The 21,517-nt window shown below is 58.8% G+C and carries 22 protein-coding genes; 11 read left to right on the forward strand and 11 right to left on the reverse strand.

The features are described 5' to 3' along the window. Window positions 1-43 precede the first annotated feature (43 nt). Genes CFB52_RS27125 through CFB52_RS27135 form a run of 3 tightly spaced genes read right to left on the reverse strand, consistent with a single transcriptional unit; the run spans window position 44 to window position 3,439 of the window. A complete protein-coding gene (locus tag CFB52_RS27125) occupies window positions 44-1,375 on the reverse strand; it encodes an MFS transporter (RefSeq protein ID WP_218964211.1) in 1,332 nt (443 codons plus the stop codon). A gap of 55 nt (window positions 1,376-1,430) precedes the next feature. After that, window positions 1,431-2,270, reverse strand: a complete 840-nt coding sequence (locus CFB52_RS27130; RefSeq protein WP_099317986.1) for a MaoC family dehydratase N-terminal domain-containing protein — start codon at window positions 2,268-2,270, stop codon at window positions 1,431-1,433. Then, complete coding sequence (locus CFB52_RS27135) at window positions 2,267-3,439, reverse strand: CaiB/BaiF CoA-transferase family protein (protein WP_099317987.1); 1,173 nt, start codon at window positions 3,437-3,439, stop codon at window positions 2,267-2,269. The genes CFB52_RS27130 and CFB52_RS27135 overlap by 4 nt, the downstream gene beginning before the upstream one ends. A gap of 183 nt (window positions 3,440-3,622) precedes the next feature. On the opposite strand from CFB52_RS27135, the gene CFB52_RS27140 reads away from it, so the two are divergent. After that, window positions 3,623-4,534 (forward strand): LysR family transcriptional regulator, encoded by a 912-nt coding sequence (locus CFB52_RS27140; RefSeq protein WP_099317988.1) that lies wholly within the window; start codon window positions 3,623-3,625, stop codon window positions 4,532-4,534. Between the two features lie 49 nt (window positions 4,535-4,583). Here CFB52_RS27140 and CFB52_RS27145 read toward each other — a convergent pair whose 3' ends face one another. Next, window positions 4,584-5,465 (reverse strand): LysR family transcriptional regulator, encoded by an 882-nt coding sequence (locus CFB52_RS27145; protein WP_099317989.1) that lies wholly within the window; start codon window positions 5,463-5,465, stop codon window positions 4,584-4,586. A gap of 109 nt (window positions 5,466-5,574) precedes the next feature. On the opposite strand from CFB52_RS27145, the gene CFB52_RS27150 reads away from it, so the two are divergent. From CFB52_RS27150 to CFB52_RS27175, 6 genes are all read left to right on the forward strand, one after another. Further along, complete coding sequence (locus CFB52_RS27150; RefSeq protein ID WP_099318210.1) at window positions 5,575-6,426, forward strand: aldolase/citrate lyase family protein; 852 nt, start codon at window positions 5,575-5,577, stop codon at window positions 6,424-6,426. Continuing rightward, window positions 6,419-6,946 (forward strand): (R)-specific enoyl-CoA hydratase RipB/Ich, encoded by a 528-nt coding sequence (gene ripB / locus CFB52_RS27155; protein WP_059641049.1) that lies wholly within the window; start codon window positions 6,419-6,421, stop codon window positions 6,944-6,946. Before CFB52_RS27150 ends, ripB begins: the two co-directional genes overlap by 8 nt. A gap of 24 nt (window positions 6,947-6,970) precedes the next feature. Further along, window positions 6,971-8,290, forward strand: coding sequence for an acetyl-CoA hydrolase/transferase family protein (locus CFB52_RS27160; RefSeq protein ID WP_060309915.1), 1,320 nt, complete (start codon window positions 6,971-6,973; stop codon window positions 8,288-8,290). A 25-nt stretch (window positions 8,291-8,315) separates the two neighbouring features. Further along, window positions 8,316-10,043, forward strand: coding sequence for a ubiquinone-dependent pyruvate dehydrogenase (gene poxB / locus CFB52_RS27165; protein ID WP_060309925.1), 1,728 nt, complete (start codon window positions 8,316-8,318; stop codon window positions 10,041-10,043). Window positions 10,044-10,131: 88 nt separating this feature from the next. Continuing rightward, window positions 10,132-11,520, forward strand: coding sequence for a CoA transferase (locus CFB52_RS27170; RefSeq protein ID WP_180278271.1), 1,389 nt, complete (start codon window positions 10,132-10,134; stop codon window positions 11,518-11,520). Between the two features lie 111 nt (window positions 11,521-11,631). After that, entirely contained in the window at window positions 11,632-12,063 is a 432-nt protein-coding gene (locus CFB52_RS27175) for an acyl-CoA thioesterase (RefSeq protein ID WP_060309917.1), read from the forward strand. Window positions 12,064-12,351: 288 nt separating this feature from the next. Here the strand turns inward: CFB52_RS27175 and CFB52_RS27180 are convergent, their stop codons facing one another. From CFB52_RS27180 to CFB52_RS27190, 3 genes are all read right to left on the reverse strand, one after another. Next, the gene (locus CFB52_RS27180) at window positions 12,352-13,320 is read right to left on the reverse strand and encodes a quinone oxidoreductase (protein WP_099317992.1); all 969 of its coding nucleotides are present in this window, start codon (window positions 13,318-13,320) and stop codon (window positions 12,352-12,354) included. Between the two features lie 60 nt (window positions 13,321-13,380). Further along, window positions 13,381-13,977: a TetR/AcrR family transcriptional regulator gene (locus tag CFB52_RS27185; RefSeq protein ID WP_226231689.1), complete on the reverse strand. Its 597-nt coding sequence runs from the start codon at window positions 13,975-13,977 to the stop codon at window positions 13,381-13,383. A gap of 98 nt (window positions 13,978-14,075) precedes the next feature. After that, a complete protein-coding gene (locus CFB52_RS27190; RefSeq protein WP_059641059.1) occupies window positions 14,076-14,600 on the reverse strand; it encodes a nuclear transport factor 2 family protein in 525 nt (174 codons plus the stop codon). A 107-nt stretch (window positions 14,601-14,707) separates the two neighbouring features. Between CFB52_RS27190 and CFB52_RS27195 the strand changes: the two genes are divergently transcribed. Next, entirely contained in the window at window positions 14,708-15,043 is a 336-nt protein-coding gene (locus tag CFB52_RS27195) for a helix-turn-helix domain-containing protein (protein WP_099317993.1), read from the forward strand. 100 nt (window positions 15,044-15,143) lie between these two features. Here CFB52_RS27195 and CFB52_RS27200 read toward each other — a convergent pair whose 3' ends face one another. Further along, on the reverse strand, window positions 15,144-16,076 hold the full coding sequence (locus tag CFB52_RS27200; protein ID WP_218964212.1) for a LysR family transcriptional regulator: 933 nt from the start codon (window positions 16,074-16,076) through the stop codon (window positions 15,144-15,146). A 456-nt stretch (window positions 16,077-16,532) separates the two neighbouring features. Here CFB52_RS27200 and CFB52_RS27205 point away from each other — a divergent pair, with 456 nt between their 5' ends. Further along, window positions 16,533-16,865, forward strand: coding sequence for an EthD domain-containing protein (locus tag CFB52_RS27205; protein ID WP_099317994.1), 333 nt, complete (start codon window positions 16,533-16,535; stop codon window positions 16,863-16,865). 522 nt (window positions 16,866-17,387) lie between these two features. Beyond that, window positions 17,388-18,293: a ketopantoate reductase family protein gene (locus CFB52_RS27210; RefSeq protein WP_099317995.1), complete on the forward strand. Its 906-nt coding sequence runs from the start codon at window positions 17,388-17,390 to the stop codon at window positions 18,291-18,293. 14 nt (window positions 18,294-18,307) lie between these two features. Here the strand turns inward: CFB52_RS27210 and CFB52_RS27215 are convergent, their stop codons facing one another. Continuing rightward, entirely contained in the window at window positions 18,308-19,279 is a 972-nt protein-coding gene (locus tag CFB52_RS27215; RefSeq protein WP_099317996.1) for a LysR family transcriptional regulator, read from the reverse strand. Window positions 19,280-19,409: 130 nt separating this feature from the next. Between CFB52_RS27215 and CFB52_RS27220 the strand changes: the two genes are divergently transcribed. Further along, window positions 19,410-19,943 carry a VOC family protein gene (locus CFB52_RS27220; protein WP_059641066.1) on the forward strand — a complete coding sequence of 178 codons (534 nt, stop codon included), beginning with the start codon at window positions 19,410-19,412 and terminating at the stop codon, window positions 19,941-19,943. A gap of 129 nt (window positions 19,944-20,072) precedes the next feature. Here CFB52_RS27220 and CFB52_RS27225 read toward each other — a convergent pair whose 3' ends face one another. Together CFB52_RS27225 and CFB52_RS27230 are read right to left on the reverse strand one after the other, a co-directional pair. Then, window positions 20,073-20,438 (reverse strand): VOC family protein, encoded by a 366-nt coding sequence (locus CFB52_RS27225; protein ID WP_099317997.1) that lies wholly within the window; start codon window positions 20,436-20,438, stop codon window positions 20,073-20,075. Between the two features lies 1 nt (window position 20,439). Then, window positions 20,440-21,516 (reverse strand): zinc-binding dehydrogenase, encoded by a 1,077-nt coding sequence (locus CFB52_RS27230; protein ID WP_099317998.1) that lies wholly within the window; start codon window positions 21,514-21,516, stop codon window positions 20,440-20,442. Between the last annotated feature and the right edge of the window lies 1 nt (window position 21,517).

The raw sequence follows: 21,517 nt of genomic DNA on the forward strand, positions 1-21,517 counted from the left end.
GCAAAAGCCGTCGACTGAACGCACGTGCGCCCGTATCCCATTATCAGAGTGGTGACGAGCCTTCATATCCACTGGGGGTCTTACTACGTCCGAGGTAAAGCGCGGCTATCGTACTCACGAGCGACATGAAGGCGAGATATCCTGCGACGGCGTAGACAGTGTGGAAGGTCTCGAAAAGCCAGAGCGAAATCATCGGCGCAGGACCGCCTGCGATGATCGATGCACCTTGGTAACCCAACGATGCTCCGCTGTAACGAATATGAGCGGGAAACGATTCGGCAATGAACGACGCTTGCGACCCGTACATTGATGCATGGATCACCATGATGATGATTGTGCCCGCGATCACCATTGTTGGGAGCCGTGTGTTGAGCATCGCGAAGTATGGAAACGCAAAAAGCGTCATGCAGATGGCACCAGCCACGTAGGTTTTCGCCCGACCGAAACGGTCTGCGATGTGTCCGAAGAACGGCAGTGCAAAACAAGCTACGACTGCGGCGATCAGCACCGCATTCAGAATAAACTCCTTCCCAAGCCCCAGGTTCTTCGAGCCATACAACACCGCGAACGTGGTCAGCATGTAGAAGGCGGTCTGCTCACTCGGCCGGATCAGCGCCGACAACAGAATAGCGCGCCACTGCGTCCGGATTGCCTCAACAATCGGCCCTTTCGAGCGATCCACGACCTTACTCGCAGCGATGAAATCCGGCGTTTCCGGCACGCCGAACCGGATGAGCAGGCCGACGATCAGCAGCACGCCGCTCGCGAGAAAGGGAATCCGCCAACCATAGTCGAGCAGTGCGTCGCCCGACCAATGACTACATGCGCTCCATACGATCACCGACACCACGAGACCGAGCGGCACACCAATATTGGGTAGCGACGCCATGAAGCCACGGCGCTTGCCCGTATGCGACTCCATTGAAAGAAGAACCGCTCCGCCCCACTCTCCGCCTACGCCGATGCCCTGCAGGAAGCGCAACGCGACGAGCAGCCAGGCCGCGAGCGGGCCGAGTGTATCGGTGGTCGGCAACAAACCGACGAGGAGTGTCGCGAAGCCCATCAGGCTCAGAGTGGCGACGAGCGTGGACTTTCGCCCTACTCTATCCCCCATGTGACCGAACAATGCGCCGCCGAGCGGACGCGAAACGAATCCCACGAAAATCGTCGCAAACGATGCCATCAAGCCGTCCGCATTGCCGTGTGCGAAGAACAGCTTCGGGAACACGAGCGCTGCCGCAGTACCGTAGATGAAGAAGTCGTACCATTCGATCGTGGTTCCTATGACGCTTGCCAGCGCCGCCCTGCGCTCAATACGGCGCGCTGCTCCCACGTCGGCCGGCTTTTCCGCATATAGCATGGAATGAGGTTGCATCGTCTGTCTCCTGATTTATAAATTGAATCGAATCGCGTCAGCACTCAAGTACGACTCAAAATGTCGCTTCGGCGCGCATCGATACGGTGCCGTCCGGTAACGCAACCCATAGCACGGTCTGATCGCCGTCACTCACGGCACTGAGGGTCAGCTCGCTACCGAGAATCGAAGGTTTCAAGCCCCGATAGCGAAATGCCCTCGGCGGCCTTCCGCCCACCTCTTGCGCGAATGCGGCCAGCAAGGTCGCGTTCAGTGGTCCGTGGATCACAAGGTTCGAGTAGCCCTCGACTTCGCGGCAATAGTCGGCATCGTAATGAATGCGGTGTCCGTTGAAGGTCAATGCTGAATAGCGGAATAGCATCGTCGAATCCGGTTTGATTCGGCGACTGTGCTGCGCGATCGGCATCTCGGCGCTGGCTACAACCGAGCCCCCCGCCGTCGCCTCCTTATAGACGATGTCGTGATATTCGGTGAGGACCTTGTCACCCTCATGCAGCAGCTCGTGAAGCACCTTGACGAATACCAGCTCACCGCTACGTCCGTGCTTGTGGTCCACTGAAACCACGGTAGATCGCTTCTCGACTCGAGCATCGAGAGGCACGGGGCCGTGGAACTCCAGCTGCCCGCCAGCCCACATTCGGTTGGGCAACGTCACCGGCGGTAGAAAACCGCCACGAGCAAGATGGCCATCGCGGCCAAGCGCGGCCGGCGGCTCGCCGCTGAGGAAATACAACCAATGCCACAGTGGAGGCAAAGGGGCACCCTCAACAAGATCGGACTGCCGCCGCCCCAGCGTTGCCGCCATTAGACGGGCATGGCGAGACGATAGGATGTCGTGATCGGTATGGGATTTGCCAACCCATTCGCGCAGATGTGCGATATCGACGGTAGTCATGCGGCCACTCCCGAGCGCGATACCGAAAACTCCTCCCGAAGCGACTCACTATGCTCGCCGAGTCCGGGCGCCGCTGCGAAACGCCCTACATCCCAGGGAGCTCGCACCGCAGGAGCAATCATCTGCAATGTCTTGCCGTCGACCGTCATTGGCCAGGTCCGCAGTGCCGGATGCCGGGCCATCTGCCCGACGGAGCGCACCTGCCCAAACGCGGTGTTGGAATCCGACAGACGCGCGAGTGCCTCGTCGATGTCGAGTGCCGCAAACGCGGCCGCGATGATCCGCTCGAGCGCCTCGCGATTACGCACACGTTCCGTGTTGGATGCGAAGCGCGGATCCCTGCCAAGCTCGGGTTGCCGCATGAAGCGAGTGCAAAATTGTTGCCACTCACGCTCGTTCTGGATGCTAATCACGATGTCGTTTGCATCGCGCGTCGTGAACGCGCCGTACGGTGCGATCGACGGATGTTTGAGACCCAGGCGCTTCGGCGCCCCCGTTCCATACACCTCGTGGACATACGGAATGGACATCCAGTCTGCCGCACCGTCGAACAGCGACACCGACACGCCCGACCCGCGGCCGGTCCGCTCGCGCAGCGCTAGCGCCGAAAGGACCGCAATTGTCGCGTTCATACCTGCGCCGATGTCGCATATCGACACGCCGATTCGCCCGCAAGCCTCAGGCGCGCCCGTGATGCCTGCAAGGCCACTTTCACACTGCACGAGCAGGTCGTACGCTTTCAGGTTGCTTGCGGCGTTATCGGTGCCGTAGCCGCTGATATCGCACGTTACAAGGCGCAGGTATCGTTCGCGAAGAAGCTCGCTACCAAAGCCGGCTCGAGCGAGTGCTCCCGGCGCAAGGTTCTGCACGAACACGTCAGCACCTGCGAGCATTCGATGAAGCAGCTCGGCGTCTTCGGAATCCTTGAAATCCAGCACAATGGATTCCTTGCCGCGATTGGTCCACACGAAATACGATGCCTGCCCGTTGGCCGCATCGTCGTAGCCGCGCGCAAAATCGCCCTCCGCGCGCTCCACCTTGATAACGCGCGCTCCCATTTCCGCCAGCCGCCCCGTACACAGCGGAGCTGCCAAGGCTTGTTCAATCGAGATGACGACAAGCCCCTCGAGCGGCCGGCTCGCCGATGCCGACTCCTTGATCCCGGTCATTCGTGCCTCCTCCTTGTGTTTGCAAGGTTGAGTATCGATGAATGGATGCAGCAGATACAGCGAGCTTTTTCAAACGCTCCGTTCGAATTACACGAAACCTTAGGCAGAGCCACGCAAGGCGAGCCCCTATATCGAGGGAGTGCTATGCTTTCGGCATCTGGATTTTCGGCTGTCTCGAACGGTATGACGTATGACCTGACCGACATGAAAGTATTTCTCGCGATCGCCGAAGAGGAAAACGTGTCGCGAGGAGCCGAGCGATGTCATCTCGCGGCATCGTCCGCGAGCCTGAGGATGAAGAACCTGGAAGAAACACTCGGTGTCACGCTGCTGACTCGCCAAGCAAGAGGCGTTACGTTGACGCCAGCCGGGCGAGTATTTCGGGAACACGCCGGGCGATGCCTCGCCCAACTTGAACAAATGCATGCCGACCTGCGGCCCTATTCGCTAGGCATGACGGGACATGTGACCGTCTTCGCGAACAACAACGCAATCAGCACTTACCTCCCGGACGACTTGGCGCGGTTCTTCACCGACTATCCGAATGTCCGCATTACGCTGGAAGAGCGCACGAGTCACGAAATCGTGACGGCGGTCGTTGCCGGCCGCGCCGAAGTCGGCGTAGTGGCACTGGAGACCGAGCATCCCGCCCTCGAATTCCTCCCCTATCGGAAGGACCAGTTGGTGCTGCTCACGCCCACTCAACACCCGCTTGCCGCGCAGTCGTCGATCAGTTTCCGTCACTGCCTCGGCCATCCGTTTATCAGCCTTCAGTCCGGCGCTGCACTGCATACGTTCCTGATGAACCATGCCGCTGCACTCGGTGGCCGCCTCGATGTACGCGTGCAGGTATCCGGGTATCGCGCTATCGCTCGACTAGTGGCATCCGGCGCCGGAGTCGGAATCGTGCCACGGACAGCCATCGAGCCGACCGATCAGGGGCAACTTTCAGTTATCGAACTGGAAGAACCTTGGTCGCAGCGCGATTTGCGCGTCTGCTTTCCGCGGCATCCCACCGACAAAAATATCTTCCGCGACAAGCTGGTCGAGATCCTCTGTGACGTTCAAACGCGCAAAGCCACCACGTCGACTTGATAACGAATTGCGCCGGGGTTTTCGTCACTTCCGGTTCTGGATAAGAACATCAAGCGCGCAAAGCGCAATCTATAAAGTTTTTCAAGAACGGCGAACGATCCCCCCGACGCCATGCCAGAGACAATTGAACCGACGCCGCGGTGTCGTGCAATTCGCGAAATATCACACCTTTGGCCTGTATCTCTCGCATCGAAGCAGGCACCAACGCGAACCCGAGTTCGGCAGCCACGAAATGAATGATGGAAGCCATCTGCGGGGCAACCTGTCCTAACTGCGGCTCGAAGCCCGCATCGCGGCAGGCGGTCATGATGGCGTCGTACATAACCGAACCGTATTGCCGCGGAAAGGTAATCAATTCGTCGCCGGCCAGATCTGCGAGCTTCAAGCGCTGCTTCTTGGCGAATGCATGCTTAGACGGTAAGACCGCCAACAATGGCTCTTCCGAAAGGACCCGTACCTGGAGACCCTTGGCTAGGTGCTCACCTGGCCGCATGAACGCCGCGTCGAGCTCGTCTCCGCTGAGGGCTTCAAACAAGCGTGCAGTATTGGACTCCTCGAGCTGTACATCCACTCCTGGATAGCCTCGTCGAAAAGACCGGATCGTAGTTGCAACCACAGGATTGAAGCCAGACGATGCGGTAAAGCCGATACGCAAGATACCGAGCTCGCCACGTTCTGCCCGCCGCGCCGCATGACACGCTTCGTCCACCATCGCCGGCATCTTTTCCACGACACGGTAAAACGCTTGCCCGGCAGCAGTAAGTTCGGCCCCCTTTGGAACGCGATGGAAAAGGCGCGCGCCAACTTCCTGTTCCAGATCACGAATCTGCATGCTCAGCGGCGGCTGGCCGATTCCTACCCGCTCCGCTGCACGGGAAAAATTCCTTTCCTCAGCAACGGCCAGGAAGTAGCGAATATGTCGAAGGTCCATGGCTATACATTATATATATGGAAATCGCCACCAGTGCCGTATCGCGATTTCCACCACGTCTCTTTAGCATGACTTCCGAACGATCAACATCATCAAGGAGGTCATGGTCATGCCCACCCGTCTCAGAAGCTGGCTGTTTACCCCGGCCACCCGCCCCGAGCGATTTGCGAAAGCCGCTTCAGTGGCTGCTGACATGCTCATCATGGATCTTGAGGACTCGGTGGCTCTCGCCGATAAGGACCGAGCAAGATCCATAGCACTGCAGACATTGAACGCGGCGAGCGACGGCCCAGCTCGCGTGATCCGCGTCAACGCGCTTGGAACGCGCACTGGACTCGCAGACCTGACCGACATCCTGGAAAGCGAAGTCCCCCCCGACCTGCTTTTGCTGCCGAAGGTCGAATCACCCGTGCAACTCCAGATCATTGACCGGCTACTGACGGAAGCCGGCGCGCCCACCGCGCTGGTTGCACTGATTGAGAGTGCCCGTGGTGTCGATGCAGCCCATGAATCGCTATCCGCTACACCGCGGCTTCGTGCCGCAATGCTGGGTGCCGCCGATCTGGCTGCGGACTATGGATGTGACGGCCACGCGCCGAACCTCCTCATCGCTCGCGCGCGGCTGATTTCGGCCGCCGCCCGAGCTGGTATCGATGCCATCGATTCACCGTGGTTCGATCTGCACGATGACGCCGGTTTTCAACGTGATGTGGAACAGGCTGTCGAGATGGGCTTCGTCGGCAAAGCCGCGATCCACCCGCGCCAGGTTGCCGCCATCAACTCGGCGTTCACGCCAACGGCAAAGCAAATCGAATACGCACGCTCGGTTCTCGCCGTCAACGCCGCCGGAGTCGGCCTGCTAGACGGCGCGATGATCGACGAGGCCGTAGCGCGCAAAGCACGCCGCGTGCTCGCCGCGGCTGATCTTTCCACTTCCCCTGAAGGAGCACACCATGGATAACATCCTGCCCGCCTACAAGCGCGTTGGCGATCAGCGCTATCGCGAAACGTCTGGGTTGTACTACGAGGACTTCAATCCCGGTGACACGTTCGAACATCGTCCCGGACGCACCGTTCTGGACACCGACAACGTGTGGTTCACATTGTTGACGCTCAACATCCAGCAGGTGCATTTCGACGCGGCATATGCGGCCAAGACCGAATGGAAGAAGTTGCTGGTCGATTCCACGTTCACCTTGGCCCTGCTCACCGGAATGAGCGTGCGCACGGTGAGCGCAAAGGTAGTGGCCAATCTGGGTTGGGACAAGGTCAAAGCGAGTCATCCGGTATTCGCAGGCGACACGCTTTATGCAGAGAGCACCGTGCTGCGCAAGCGCGAATCCAAGAGCCGCCCCACACAAGGCATCGTCACCGTACTGACGCGTGGCATCAACCAGAACGGCGACGAAGTCATGAGCTTCGAACGCACGATGCTTGTCTACCGCCGGGGCCATTCTCCCGAAGAAGCATCGAACTACTGAACTTTATCTCGCGGGAATATCACCATGAATATCGCTACTCTCTACCAGTCGAAACTGACGACCCCGGAGGCCGCTGTCTCGCTTATCGACTCGGGTAGCCGGATCTCGATCGGAATGGCGGCCGCCGAGCCACCGGCGTTGCTCGCCGCACTGGCCGACCGCGCAGCGGCCGGCAAGGTCGAAGGCATTCGGGCCTACTACTACGAGTCGACGCCGCTGCTCAATGAAACGATCCTTCGTTACGAACTCAACGAGCGGATCGCCCCGTTCAGCATGTTCATCACCTCGGCCGAGCGCGCGCTCATCAAGCGCGGACTGGAAGACGGGCGCAAGGTGGTCAGCTACGTACCGAGCACGTTCCATCAGGCACCACGGCTGCTCAGCGAGCATATCGGCATCGACACCTTACTGATGATTGTGTCGCCGATGGATCGCCACGGATACTTCAGCCTCGGCACTGGCAACGATTACTCGAGCCGGCTCGCACAGACCGCGCGCCGCGTGATCGTCGAAGTCAATGAGAATATGCCTCGCGTCCAGGGAAACGGCGCGCAAATTCACGTTTCGCAGGTCAGCGCCATCGTGGAGCATAGAGCCCCTCTGTTTGAGTTGCCGGTCCGCCAGGCGGCCCCCGAGGACGAAGCCATCGGCCGTACGATCGCTGAAATGGTTCCGGACGGCGCATGCTTGCAGATGGGCGTGGGTGCATTGCCCAACTTCGTTTGCGCACAGCTCGCCACACGCAACGACCTGGGCATTCATACGGAGGCTCTGTGCCCCGGAATGATTGATTTGATCCGAAGCGGCGTGGTTAACAACCGACGCAAGGCACTGGATACCGGCAAGACGGTGTTTACCTTCGCGATGGGACAGAAGGCGATGTACGAGTTCATCGATGAAAATCCGTCGATCTACAGTCAGCCGGTGGACTACGTGAATGATCCGCACATCATCGCCCAAAACGACCGCGTCATCTCGGTCAATGCGACGCTGCAGGTTGACCTGACGGGTGCATGTAACTCGGAGCACGTGCTCGGCCACCAATACAGCGCCTCGGGTGGCCAGTTGGACTTCGTGCGCGGCGCCTATGCCTCCAAGGGCGGCAAGTCCATTATCGCGTGCCGCGCCACTGCTGCAAAAGGTCAGATTTCGCGCATCGTTCCCCGGTTGGACGGCCCGGTCACCACACCTCGCATCGATACCCACATCGTGGTCACCGAGTACGGCTGGACAGACCTCAAGGGCAAATCGTCTACCGAGAGAGCGCTGAGCCTGATCGCCATTGCCGATCCGCGGTTCCGCGACGAGCTGCTTCAGGCGGCTCGCGATCTACATCTGGTCTGACTGTTCGATCTTATTGGAGGCTTCCATGGCACGCACCGTCGCCGACCAAATGGTCGACACTCTTTCAACCGCCGGCGTTAAGCGCGTATACGGCATCGTAGGTGACAGTCTTAACGGATTCACCGATGCGCTACGCCGCCACGGCGGTATCGAATGGCTGCATACGCGGCACGAAGAGGTAGCAGCATTCGCGGCCGGGGCCGACGCCGCAATTACCGGAGAAGTAGCCGTTTGTGCCGGCAGTTGCGGTCCCGGGAACCTGCACCTTATCAATGGCCTGTTCGACTGCCATCGCTCGCGCGTGCCTGTCGTAGCCATTGCAGCACATATCCCGTCGGCGGAGATCGGCTCTGGCTATTTCCAGGAAACACACCCCGAGCAGCTGTTTCGCGAATGCAGCAACTACTGCGAACTCGTCGCTACGCCAGAACAAATGCCACGCGCGTTCGAGACCGCCCTCCGTCGAGCATCGGCCGAGCGTTGCGTGTCCGTGATCGTCATACCAGGGGACGTCGCGCTGCAGCCGGCAACCTCGGCTCCCGCTCCACGCACGAAGGCCTTGTGTCTCGCCGAACCCGAGATCGTGCCGCAGCCCGACGTGCTTGACGCCATGGCGGACATTCTCAATTCCGGAGAGCGGATTACGCTCCTATGCGGCGGCGGATGTGCAGGCGCGCTGGACGCGTTGTTACCGCTGGCAGATACGCTCGCCTCGCCCATCGTGCATGCGCTGCGCGGCAAGGAGTACGTCGAAGCCGACAACCCTTACGATGTCGGCATGACCGGCCTGATCGGCTTTGCATCCGGGTACCACGCAATGGAGCAGTGCGATGTCCTGTTAATGCTGGGCACCGACTTCCCCTATCGACAATTCTATCCCGCCGGCGCACGGATCATTCAGGTCGATATCCGAGCCGAGGCTATCGGACGGCGAGCGCCTGTCGAGCTTGGGGTGCTTGGCCAGGTGCGCGCCACGCTCACAGCCTTGCTGCCCCGTCTTCGCAGGAAAGGCAATCGGGAACACCTTGAGAAGGCCCTCGGAAACTATCGCGCGGCACGCGCAGCTCTGGACGAACTTGCTAACGGACGCCCCGGCGGACCGCTTCATCCACAGCACGTCGTGCGCGTAGCGAGCGAACAAGCGACCAAGGATGCAATATTCACGGCCGACGTCGGTCTGCCCACCGTTTGGGCTGCGCGCTATCTCCGCATGGGAGACGGGCGACGCCTGCTCGGCTCCTTCTGGCACGGATCGATGGCCAACGCACTCGCCCAAGCCATCGGAGCACAGGCGGCGGCACCCGACAGACAAGTCATCGCACTCTGCGGCGATGGCGGCTTCACCATGCTGATGGGTGACCTGCTCAGCCTGAAGCAACTGAATCTCCCCGTTAAGGTGATTATTTTCAACAACGGCTCGCTCGGCTTCATCGAACTGGAACAAAAGTCGAGCGGCTTTCTGGACACTGGCACCCGCCTGGACAATCCGGACTTCGCAGCCATGGCCGAGAGCGTCGGCATCAAGGGCTTCCGCCTGGACGATCCTGCGGAGGTGGACGATGTGCTCGGTAAGGCACTGGCATACCCCGGCCCCGTCGTCATCGATGCGGCCGTCACCCGCATGGAACTCGCCATGCCGCCCAAGGTGACGTCCGCAATGGCCAAAGGTTTCACTTTGTACATGCTCAAAGCAGTACTCAACGGTCGTGCTGACGAAGTCATCGACTTGGCGGCAAATCACTTGCGTCGCTAAGTCTTGGGAGAATCGACAAATGACACATTCACATCCCGAGTCAAGCCCGCGTCGGCTTTCGCAAGGCGAGCTGCCGATCCTTGCAAGGATGGCCGAGTCGCTGGAGCTGAACGAATACTTCAACGGTGATGCCACGCTGTACGGCAGCGACCCGATCATCCAGTCTCCGCATCGTTTAGGGGAAGCGTCCGGCATTGCGCAGTTGCTCATCGGCATGGCCGGTGCTGCAATCTGGAACATGCGCACCGGCTTCAGCACCGATCTGTCTATCGATATCGTCGATGCTCTGCACTTCCTGCATCCAACGCATTACGTAGCGCAACAAGGACGTCCCATCAACGTCGGTGCCGAGCATGTCGCCGTCAACGACGTGTTTTTATGTCGAGACGGCCGATACGTGATGCTGGAAGCGGGGCCGCCGTATCCGAAGCTGCTCGATGGATACCTCAATTTTTTCGACTGCGGCAACAACAAGAAGTCGATCGCACGTGAAGTCGCCAAATGGGATTCGGAGGCACTCGAAGTCGCCCTGGCGGAAGCCGGACTCCCCGCTTGCCGGGCGTTTTCGCGAGAGGAATGGCTTGCCCATCCACAAGGCCGCGAACTCCAGGCGACGCCTGTCATAGAAATCGAAAAAATTGCAGATGGGCCCGCGGTGCCGTTTGCTCCTTTCACAGGCGCGAACTCACCACTACAGGGCGTCCGCGTCCTGGACTTCACCCACGTACTGGCTGGCCCCCGCAGCGCTCGTACGCTTGCTGAATATGGAGCAGACGTGCTGCATATCAGTTCGCCGTCGTATCCCGATACCCACGCCCAACATTTGGGCGTGGACGTCGGTAAACGATGCGCATATCTGGATTTGCGCAACTCTGCAGACCTCGCCGAGATGCTTCAGCTGTGCGCACATGCCGACGTCTTCACGACAAGCTATCGGCGCAGCGTGAATGCTCGCTTCGGCCTGCTGCCCGAGCAACTGGTCGAGCACAATTCCCGCGGCATTGTCTGTTTGACGGTCAATGCGTATGGGCACTCCGGTCCGTGGGCCGAAAGACCGGGGTTTGACCAGAATGGCCAAGTGGCCACCGGATTCGCAGTGCGCGAAGGTCTACCTGGAAAGCCACGTTTTTCTCCCGTTTTCTATCTCGCTGACCTCATTACCGGGTATCTGGCAGCGGCGGGCATGATGGCGGCACTGCTGAGGCGGTCCATCGAAGGCGGCTCTTACCACGTCAAGCTATCGCTGGCGAGAAGTGCCATGTGGGTGCAGGAAATGGGGCTGCTGGATGTATCGGCTCAAGCTGGCCTCCCTTCCAAGGACAACTATCCTGCCAAGCTCGTTACCATTCAAACGCCATACGGGGCAGTTTCCAGCCTTCAGCCTCCTTTGCAATTCAGCGCGCTAAGGCTCCCCGCAGCCGAGATGCTCGAACCATACGGTGCGAGTCCGGCAACGTGGTCAGATCGTCAATATTGAGCGGTGCAACTGGCGGCGGCTCCCATCCTGATGGAACTTGCCAATTCCGGACAACCTGGTGAGCCGCGTCACCGCTCTGCACTTCCTTGTCAAATTACTGAAAGGTGCACGATGAAAGAACCGCTCCATCTTTCCCCTGACTCATGCGTGCTGCGAGTAGTGCCGCTTCCAGCAGACGCGAACTTTTACGGGGATGTCTTCGGCGGCTGGATCATGTCGCAGGTGGACATCGCGGGCTCGGTGCCAGCATGCCGCCGCGCCAACGGGCGTGTGGTAACCGTCGCCGTCAATTCATTTGTATTCAAACAGCCAGTGTTCGTTGGCGATCTGCTCACCTTCTACGCCAACATCGTAAAAACAGGGAATACTTCGGTAACCGTATCAGTAGAGGTCTACGCACAGCGCATGCGCTATGCTACGGAAGTAGTAAAGGTAACCGAGGCGGTGCTGACCTACGTCGCGACCGATGACAATCGCCGTCCGCTAGCATTGCCGCCTATCGATTCAATTGCGCACGGCTTCCCTGAGCAAGAGGTCGCATAAGTTCGATCGCTCCGGAGCTTTGTGAGTCCGCTTTGCCGCTTCCGGAGAATCCATGCTTTTCGGCCGCCTCTTCTGTAACAACGATTCGTTAACACAGCTATCCTTCGCGGTACATCGGGTCCCCCATCACTGCGTTGGATAGCACAACGCCCCCGGACATTCGACCCTGCGCCTTCAACCCCGACGAGCAGCGTATGGCGAAATTCTTCCAACAAGACGCAGGACTGTCACGGCAAAAAAGTGGGAGATACATTCACCGACATGAGGGTCGGCCATATCAATGCAGTTTCATGGGATCAGCAGCAGTTTTCCGGTACTGCGACGTGATTCGAGATCGGTGTGCGCCCGGGCCGCTTCCTTCAGTGGATAGCATTTCCCGATCGCAACTTTGAGCTTTCCGCTGCTCACCCAGTCAAACAGCTCGCTAACGCATGCCGTCAACATATCTCGTGTCGCGATGTGGTCGTTGAACTTGGGGAATCCAATCAGGATGCTGCGTGGAAGTGTCGCGATGTTAATCGGCGGCGGACTCCCCAGGACAGGCCCGTAATAGGCAAGCACGCCATGACGACGAAGCGATTCCATGGAATCGTGAAACGTGGCTGCCCCAGAGCCGTCGTAGACAACCTGGACGCCTTCGCCCATCGTCAGCTGCTTCACCTGTTCGACAAAGCGACCATCTGACGACACGATAACTTCATCGGCACCCGCAGCTCGCACCACGCCCTCCTTATCCGCGGATGAGACGCGAGCGATTACATGCCCCCCGCGCAGTTTGATCATCTGCGTCAGAAGAAGGCCTACGCCGCCGGCTGCTGCATGGACGAGCGCAACATCGCCTGGCTTCACCGCATAGAAGCTGGTCGCGAAGTGATGGGCAGTGACTCCCTGCATCATCAAGCCAGTCGCGATATCGTCAGGAATCGTCGCGGGCACTGGGACAAGCGAATCAGCCGGGACAATAACCTGTTCAGCGTAACTTCCCTGCGCATAGACCCACGCGACCCGTTCGCCACACGCCAGCGAACTCACGCCCTCGCCAAGTGCAATCACTTCGCCCACACCTTCCACGCCGGGAACAAGAGGTAACGGCTCATTTCGCCAAAGCTGTCCGGTTCGCACGCCTATGTCCATGAAGTTCACACCGATGGCCGTCGTCCGCACCAGTACCTCTCCCGCGCCGGGCGCGCGAATGGGTACGGTACGCCATTCGAGCTGCTCAGGCGCACCATGTCGATATAGCTGGATTGCGTTCATTGCATACCTCTTGGAAAAAATCGCGTTGTTGACTATTTAGTCAAAAATTGGCCAAAAAAACTAGGCGATACAGCGAAGCGCTGTCCGCGCGATCGCTTCGAGTGTCGCGCGGGGCGCTCCAGCCCGCGCCGAGACCTTGATGCCTGACAGAGTAGCCAATATGAAGCTGGCCAATTCATTCGTTCGAGTGGAAGTCGAGACCATTCCCATGCGCTTTGCTTCGGTCACACGTGCGGAAATCGCAGTCGCCAGTGTTTGCGAGGCAACGTCAGACATCAAGGCCACTTCGGCATTCGCCCGTCCGAATTCGCAAACGGCGCTGATACCGAGACACGAAGGCGCTGGATCGGAAGCAGCCTCGTCCACCATTCGCATAAGCAACGCCGTAATTCCGTCGACGGGCGAGGAACTGCTGTTCAGCACACGAAGTTGAGCACTCACGCTCTCGCTCGTATATCGGCGGAGTGCTTCCAGATACAGCTGCCACTTGTCCCCGAAGGCGTTATAAAGGCTCTGGCGACCCACGCCCATTGCCTTCAGCAAAGCCTCTGTCGATGTACCTTCGTATCCATGCTGCGCAAATATCTCGATGGCACGTTGAAGTACGAGATCGCGGTCGAATTGTGTCGGTCTGGCCATACAGGCAAGGTAAGTCATTATTGACCAATCTGTCAACAACGACCGACCTCACCAAAGCTGGCCGAGCCGCCTGAACATCGAAGTATCGGCAAGAGCTCCGCAGACGATACGCTCGTTCACGCCGCAGCGGACACGACCTGCAGAGGATCCGCAAAATAGAGTTCGAGGCGTCGAAACTTGATCCGCCATCCTCTGCCCGTTCTGACCAAATCGTCCACGAACGCGCCTGCTGCATTGAAGTGGGTTGCGACGGCTTGGCCGGATTTACTGCGATGTGTCGCGTAGAAGTCGGTGCGCGCGGTCGCGCGATCGCCATCGATAACGACGTTGGGCAGACTGAGCATATGTTGCCAGTTCGAGAAGGCACCCATGCTGCCGGGCGTCGTTCCGTCGCCACGCATCCATCGAGCAAGCTCTCGATATGTGCCTACAGGCCCACCTGCGACGCTATAGTCCACCATACCGTCGTCGATGAACGTTTCGTCCCACTGCTGCAGTATGCTCGAGTCCTCCCCTTGGTGACTGTCCTGTCCCAACGAATACCGCGCAATCACGTCCTGAATCTCTATTCGATCCATCAGCCACTTCACCTCGTCGTCGCGAACGACCGACGCGTTCGGCAGTCGTACAGTATCTGACATGCTTCATCTCCGTGTGGATGACCATCGTGCGAAAAAGCCAAGGTAAACAAACGGTGATAAAGGCACAAGAACGCACTTTTTCCCTCCCTACGTACTTTTTGGTAACCATGGTCGACAACGACGCCCGGTCACAACAACCTTGTTCACCATCGGACCTGGAGGAAGCTCTCAGCGTCCTCGAAGGTCGTTGGAAAATATTGGTCCTGTTCCACCTGTTCAGTAACGGGACAATGCGGTACTCGGAACTTCGGCGCGCCTTGCCCGGGGTGTCACAAAAGATGCTCACCCAGCAACTTCGCGAACTGGAGAAAGAAGGAGTTGTCTTCAGAACAATACATGCGGAAGTGCCACCGAGAGTCGAGTACGGCCTCACCCGCCGAGGCGGGGACTTACTGCCGGTCTTGCAGGCACTGCAGACGTGGGCCGTCCAACGAAAGACGTAAGCCTGCCCCTGCGCCGCCAGTCCGATGAGGAAAATTCACTATGTGCGACGCAGCCATGTCGTGGAGTCGATGGTACCTAGTTCATGTTCGGCATTCTTGGCTAGCCGTTGGCCCGAGGCCCGGGCGCCGTCTTCACCTGATGAGCCTTAAAGTGATCGATAAACGCCCGAAATGCAGCAGACGGTAAGCGCTGACGGGGATAATAGAGGCACACGCCTTCAAAGGGTGGCGTCCATTCGGGCATGATCTGCACTAAAGTGCCGCTATCAATGTAATGCCGCGCCTGTCTGGCCCCGACATAGGCGATTCCGACATCCGCTACTGCCGCTTTCAAGGCAAGTTCCGACGAGCCGACAATCAATCTGCCGCGGACATCGACCCAACTTTGCTCGCCCGCCATTCTCACCTCCCATCTCATCAACCCACCGCTAGGCAAACGCAGCCGGATACACTCATGGGCCAGTAATTCCGCAGGACTGTTTGGCGTTCCGCGACTTGCGAGGTAACCCGGTGAAGCGACGATGATGATTGCTTCATCGATACCGAGCGGCAGCGCGATCATGTCTTGTGGAACAGCTTCCGCGATTCGGAGACCCGCATCGAACCCTTCAGCCACGATGTCGATCAACCGTCCTTCAGAAACGAAGTCGACATTGACCTCGGGATAGGCCGATAAGAAGCTCAAAACGATGGGGAAGACCCTCTGGGCAGCCCAATCAGATGTGTTGATACGAATCTGTCCGGCAGGCGAATCGCGAAAGCGGTTCACACTTTCAATTGCAGCTGCCATATCCATGAGCGCGGGACGCATACGTTCGATAAACGCCAAACCCGCCTCAGTGGGCGAAACGCTCCGTGTTGTGCGATGGAATATACGGATGCCGAGCCGACGCTCGACGCCGCTTACAATATGGCTGAGGGACGATGGCGGAAGATGGAGTGCACGAGCTGCGCCGCGGAAGCTTCGATGATCTGCTACTGCGCTCACGGCGGCCAGGTCATCAAGACTGAAGCCGCTGATTGTACGGTTCAATTGAACACCCCATGCAAGATTAGGCCAATACTAGCATCAACGAAACTGGCTTACATTGGAGCTTGATCGCACTGTCGAGGATGGCTGATGACGAACACGGCCCTCGTTACGGGGTATTCCTCAGTTTCGGAAAAGCCACTGCGCTCGAGTTTGCACGCCATGGAAGGAACGTCTTCGCGGCGACTCATACGCCAGAGGGTGAGACTGCATTTGAAGCCATGCCTAACCTTTGCGTCACGTAACGATGTACAAGACCTGCTAGTGTAGAAAGCGCGACAGCCGCGGACGCCACCCAGTTCGGCGAAGCCGATGTGGAAGGGAATAGTGGTGGCTTCGCGGTCAGGATAGTGTGGTTGTTGCTCGCACCGGACGTTTGACCCTGCCGAGCAACCACCGAGGTGCTGTCGAGCGCCGAGCAAAGTTTGCTACTTTGCGGCGAAGCGAAGGAGAAATCTCATGTTTACACTGATAACAACAGTACGAAAAAATCCGGATGTTTCCAGGGAAGATTTTCGCGAATTTATGGAACTCGTCTACGGACCCATTTACGCAGAACTGCCTCAAATCCAAGAGTATATCCATTACTATGTTTCCGATCAGACTCTCGGCCTGGAAAATCAGCAAATAGACGCCATAGTGAGAATCAGTTTCCAATCTCGTGAGGAAATGCATGACGCCTTGCAATCGGGTAGCTATAAGCAGGCGCAAGAAATGCGGCGGAGATATATGGGAAGTACGCCAACCGGCATCCATTCCGTCGTCGTGGAAAAAACCGTGAAATTCGTATAAACGGCGCTCTCAAAAACCGGGATCGGTGACAAGCGTTTCGCACCTCCAATGTTCGGTCGGCCCAGCGCCGGCGGTCACACTAGCGCCTCATTTTCGGTGGCAATCCGGTGCGTCAGCCATCTGATGGTCCTGGCACTCGTTATCCCAATTTATTGTTGCGGCTACTGTTGCGCCACGCCCTGTTCGATCATCGCCCTCGGCGGCAACAGCGGATCCATACCATCAACGTGCATCTTGGCGCCCACTGGCATCACGGAGCGCCACTGAATGCTCACTGCCCTCTGCGCCTGCGGACACAGGCCGATACTTCATACCGGTCTGTGCCCCTCCGCGCCCTCAGCAGCTTGCCTCGGGGCAAGCGCTGCCGTGTCGATGGTGCGAGATTGTTCGGAAATCTGCATCAGGCCGTCCAAGCATAGACATAGGTCACGGTAATAGACACTGCTAATGTGTGCGGACCGGCTTGCGTATCGGCAATGGCCAACTACCCAATCGCGAGCCCAGTCTATGGAGAGATGTGACATGCGATTTGCAGTTTATGGGGCAGGCGCTGTTGGATGCTATTTTGGCGGGATGCTTGCACGGGCGGGGCACGACGTCGTATTGATTGGCCGTTCTCGCCACGCTGCGGCCATCTCGCGACGTGGCCTGCGTTTTCAAGCAGCGACTTTCGACGAGATCGTCCACGCTCAGGCGTCCACTGATATAGCGGCCGCCGCGTTGGCAGACGTAGTGTTCGTCTGCACCAAGTCCACCGGTACCGCAGAGGCCGCCAAAGCACTGAGCCAGGTACTGTCGTGCGATGCTCGCGTGGTTAGCCTCCAGAACGGAATAGAGAACGCTTCGCGCTTAAGGCAGCAACTCTCGCAACCGGTGATCGCGGCAGCGGTCTATGTCGCTGCGGAAATGGCCAACGACGGCCATGTACTGCACCACGGTCGAGGCGACCTCGTCCTGGAAGATTGTCCCGGCGCCCGATCACTTGCCGCAACGCTGCGCCAAGCTGATATTCCCGTCGAGCTTTCCTTGGACGTGCAACGGGCGCTTTGGCAGAAACTCACGCTCAACTGTGCATACAACGCAATCTCCGCAATCACGATGCAGTCGCTTGATCTCATGCCTGAACGCGACGCGCTTCGAGACACTATGCGCGATGTGGTCGCGGAATGCTTCGCAGTGGCGGCAGCAGAAAACGTGATTGTTGGAGATGACGTCGAGGACTTCGTTCAACACATCGAACACACAATCCCCTCCGGACAATTGTCTTCAACGGCCCAAGATCTTGGCCGCGGCAAGACGAGTGAGATCGAGTACCTCAATGGCACCGTCCTGCGTCGAGGAACCGAGTATGGCATTCCGACCCCTGCAAATCGAATGCTCTATACGCTGGTAAAAATGTTAGAAGCGAAAGCCGCCGTCGGAGACTGATCTTGCAGTAGGGTTCATACGTCAGCGCCCGTGATCGCGCCGTGTCGCTCATCCGTCGGCAGTGCTGCGGCATTGCAGTGGTCCGATTCGCTACCGTTTCCCAACGCCCGAACAAGCTCAATGAAAGCCGAGAGTCCAGCGGGAAGATGCCGTCTTCCTGAGTAGAAAAACGACAACGGCGCCAGCGCCGGTACCCAATCTGGAAGCAGCGCGACGAGGCGCCCCGTTGCAAGATAAGGAACGGCCAGTTCCTCGCTAACATACGCGAGTCCGGCGCCGGAAAGTGCGGCCTCGATGATCACGTTACGGTTATCGAGAATGAGCGGGCCTTCCACTTCGAGCGCCAGGCGTTGCCCTAGCCGCTCGAACAACCACCGCTGCACTTGCGCCCCGGACACGCGCCTACGAATACATCTGTGCTCAAGCAAATCGCGCGGATGAGCAGGCGTGCTCCGACCTCGCAGGTAGCGCGGTGACGCGACTACAATTTGGCGCCTCGGTTGCCCGCAAGGCAACGCGATCATATCCAGCGGCACATTTTCCGGCGCTTGGATACCCGCGTCGAAACCTTCAGCGACGATATCGATCAGCCGACCATCGGCGACTAAATCCACGGTCATATCCGGATACATCTGGACAAACGGTACGACGATAGCGTCGAGCACTGAACGCGCGCCGGACTCGCAGGTGCTGATGCGAAGCGTGCCTTTCGGTGAAACACGAAACCCTGTTGCCGCCTCGATTGCCAAATCAATTTCGCTCAGTGCCGGGCCCACCCGTTCGAGGAACGCTTCGCCTGCTTCGGTGAGCGCGACGCTACGAGTTGTTCGATTGAACAACCGCACGCCAATGCGCTTTTCGAGAGATGCAATGAGATGACTGAGTGTCGAGCGCGACAGGCCAAGCTCTTGTGCAGCCATCCGAAAGTTCCGATGTGTTGCTAGCGCCACGGCAGCATTGAGTTCGAGAATTCCGGTGGTCTTCATTGTCCTGATTTCCGCACTGGGGCATGCGGCAAGGGAGGTTGCCGCAGACGTCGCCGACATTTAAGCTGGTTTCCATCCAGAGCGCAATTCATGCTCTCCGGTTACATGCTGACCGTTTACGAGGAGTGTTATGAGCCGTCTTGACCGTCTTCCGCTGCGCCTTCATCACCACGCCTTCACTACCGACGATCACGAAAGAAATCGCAGGTTCTATGAAGATATTCTCGGGTTGCCGCTTGTTGCGATGTGGATCGAACACGAGGTCATCGACGGCGAGCATGTCGACCTCGGCCACGCGTTCTATGGGCTCGAAGACGGCAGCGCGCTCGCGTTCTTTCATTTCGCTGACCCGCTAAAGCAAGCCCAGTGGAAAGCGCGCGAGCAGTCGCTCTTCGTTCACCTTTCCCTACTCGTTGAACCGGAAACGCAACGACAAATCGAGGCGCGGCTCTCCGAAGCTGGACTGGATAGTTTCCGAATGAACCACGGCTTCTGCGAATCGCTGTACGTGAAGGATCCGAATGGCCTGACGCTCGAGTTTACGGTCGATCATCCGGATGCGCAAAATATTGCCAAGCTCATGGCGGAGAACGCCCACGAAGATCTCCGAAGATGGGTTCGGGGTGAGCGAGAATCGAATAACCGCTGGCGTCCGCCAATGTGACAAGCGACTTACAGTCTACGACACCGTCAGGCACGGCGAGCCCAGAATTTCCGGTGTCGACAAATTGAAAGACTTGCCCCCGGAGCCACGACGACCTGCGACGTGACGAGGGGCAGAGTGCATCTCCTATCAGACTGGCGCAGGCTCGAAGTATTCGGCAACGAAACCATCTGTGTGCCGCACAGTAATGTTGCGTCCGACCGGACTATCATGCACTTCGTCCGGCACATCGGCCCCCTGCGTTTTCAACCACTCGCGAAATGCATCTACCGAGTCGACAACGAACGCCGCCTGAATGTGTCGGATCGGCGCTAGCGCTGCGTCGTCGCCCGCGAGCAGAACGAACGCCCCGACCACCGCGACTTCGATACCCACTTCGGGAAACGAAAGACGACGCTCGCACTCCACCTTCTGTAAGCCCTCGTAAAACTCGATTGAGGCATCGAGCTGCGCAAGCGTAACGTAGTGACGGAACATCGATTTCAGAATCTGCATCTCAAACCTCGTGATTGATGACGACGCACTCAGCGCTCGAAGCGCGCGCGGCGGCATCGATCGCGTCGGGAACGTCGGAGAACGGGAATTCGAGCGTCTGAATCGCGTCGGACGCCAGGAGGCCACTTTTGATCAATGTCAGCAACCGCCCGTATGCCGAACGCGGATACATGAACTGGCCGAGAATCTCCCAGCCGTTCAGCATGACCTCGGTGTAAGGAACCGGCAACGGTACCGCCATGCTGCCCATCAGCACGAGCCGACCGCCGAACGCCAGCGACCGCAAAGCGGCCAGTGTCATGTTGGGATCGCCAGCATTCCCGACCATGTCGAAAGCCAGCTGTGCAGGACCACCGGCGGCCTCGCGCAGCGCTTCTGCATCTGCGGCGATGTCGCCCGTCGCAGTAACGGGCACGACGCGCGCGGCTATGCTGGATGCCAATGACGCGAGCGCTGGCGTGTTGCGCCCCACCGCTACAACACGCGCAGCGCCCATCGCGACAGCTAGGCGGACCGCAGCGGATCCATAGGCGCCTGTGGCGCCCGAGACGATGACCGTCTCGCCCGCCGCCAGCCGACCGCGCAGCAGACCGCCGTACGGAACCACGTAACGCATCGTGGTCACAAGCGTGCGGGCGTCCAGCTCGCCCACGTCATCCGCTGGCGTGACCGTCGATGCTGGCAGCAAAGCGTATTCGGCCAGCGTGCCGTCGGACCAGTCGTCCTGCATCCTGAAGCCCGCCTCGCCGCCTGCTGTGACGCCGATGAGCATCTGACCCGGGTCAGCAACATTTTCCTGTGCAACGAAGTGCGAGGAAATCACCACGCGCTGCCCACGCTTCAGGTGCCATACGTCACGCCCCACGGACTCCACAATGCCCACGCCATTTCCGCCCGGTACAAACGGTCGCGAGGGTACGTGATAGACCGGCAACTTGCCATCCACGTAATCGCGCATGTAGGACATCAGGGCAGACGACTGCATACGGACCACCACACTGCCCGGGCGCGCTTCGGGAACCGGCCGGTCGACCAACTTGAGTGCGCCTCCCAGATTTTCTAACTGCCATGCTCTCATT

Source organism: Burkholderia sp. AU18528, assembly GCF_002223215.2.
GTDB classification, from domain to species: domain Bacteria; phylum Pseudomonadota; class Gammaproteobacteria; order Burkholderiales; family Burkholderiaceae; genus Burkholderia; species Burkholderia semiarida.

Excerpts from the sequence above, each read along its gene's own strand:
- ripB (WP_059641049.1), top strand. The coding sequence starts at position 6,419 with ATGGATAACATCCTGCCCGCCTACAAGCGCGTTGGCGATCAGCGCTAT.
- CFB52_RS27140 (WP_099317988.1), top strand. The coding sequence starts at position 3,623 with ATGACGTATGACCTGACCGACATGAAAGTATTTCTCGCGATCGCCGAA.
- CFB52_RS27150 (WP_099318210.1), top strand. The coding sequence starts at position 5,575 with ATGCCCACCCGTCTCAGAAGCTGGCTGTTTACCCCGGCCACCCGCCCC.
- CFB52_RS27195 (WP_099317993.1), top strand. The coding sequence starts at position 14,708 with ATGGTCGACAACGACGCCCGGTCACAACAACCTTGTTCACCATCGGAC.
- CFB52_RS27190 (WP_059641059.1), bottom strand. The coding sequence starts at position 14,600 with ATGTCAGATACTGTACGACTGCCGAACGCGTCGGTCGTTCGCGACGAC.
- poxB (WP_060309925.1), top strand. The coding sequence starts at position 8,316 with ATGGCACGCACCGTCGCCGACCAAATGGTCGACACTCTTTCAACCGCC.
- CFB52_RS27230 (WP_099317998.1), bottom strand. The coding sequence starts at position 21,516 with ATGAGAGCATGGCAGTTAGAAAATCTGGGAGGCGCACTCAAGTTGGTC.
- CFB52_RS27170 (WP_180278271.1), top strand. The coding sequence starts at position 10,132 with ATGGCCGAGTCGCTGGAGCTGAACGAATACTTCAACGGTGATGCCACG.
- CFB52_RS27215 (WP_099317996.1), bottom strand. The coding sequence starts at position 19,279 with ATGAAGACCACCGGAATTCTCGAACTCAATGCTGCCGTGGCGCTAGCA.
- CFB52_RS27175 (WP_060309917.1), top strand. The coding sequence starts at position 11,632 with ATGAAAGAACCGCTCCATCTTTCCCCTGACTCATGCGTGCTGCGAGTA.
- CFB52_RS27210 (WP_099317995.1), top strand. The coding sequence starts at position 17,388 with ATGCGATTTGCAGTTTATGGGGCAGGCGCTGTTGGATGCTATTTTGGC.
- CFB52_RS27125 (WP_218964211.1), bottom strand. The coding sequence starts at position 1,375 with ATGCAACCTCATTCCATGCTATATGCGGAAAAGCCGGCCGACGTGGGA.
- CFB52_RS27145 (WP_099317989.1), bottom strand. The coding sequence starts at position 5,465 with ATGGACCTTCGACATATTCGCTACTTCCTGGCCGTTGCTGAGGAAAGG.
- CFB52_RS27180 (WP_099317992.1), bottom strand. The coding sequence starts at position 13,320 with ATGAACGCAATCCAGCTATATCGACATGGTGCGCCTGAGCAGCTCGAA.
- CFB52_RS27225 (WP_099317997.1), bottom strand. The coding sequence starts at position 20,438 with ATGCAGATTCTGAAATCGATGTTCCGTCACTACGTTACGCTTGCGCAG.
- CFB52_RS27205 (WP_099317994.1), top strand. The coding sequence starts at position 16,533 with ATGTTTACACTGATAACAACAGTACGAAAAAATCCGGATGTTTCCAGG.
- CFB52_RS27220 (WP_059641066.1), top strand. The coding sequence starts at position 19,410 with ATGAGCCGTCTTGACCGTCTTCCGCTGCGCCTTCATCACCACGCCTTC.
- CFB52_RS27160 (WP_060309915.1), top strand. The coding sequence starts at position 6,971 with ATGAATATCGCTACTCTCTACCAGTCGAAACTGACGACCCCGGAGGCC.
- CFB52_RS27130 (WP_099317986.1), bottom strand. The coding sequence starts at position 2,270 with ATGACTACCGTCGATATCGCACATCTGCGCGAATGGGTTGGCAAATCC.
- CFB52_RS27135 (WP_099317987.1), bottom strand. The coding sequence starts at position 3,439 with ATGACCGGGATCAAGGAGTCGGCATCGGCGAGCCGGCCGCTCGAGGGG.
- CFB52_RS27185 (WP_226231689.1), bottom strand. The coding sequence starts at position 13,977 with ATGACTTACCTTGCCTGTATGGCCAGACCGACACAATTCGACCGCGAT.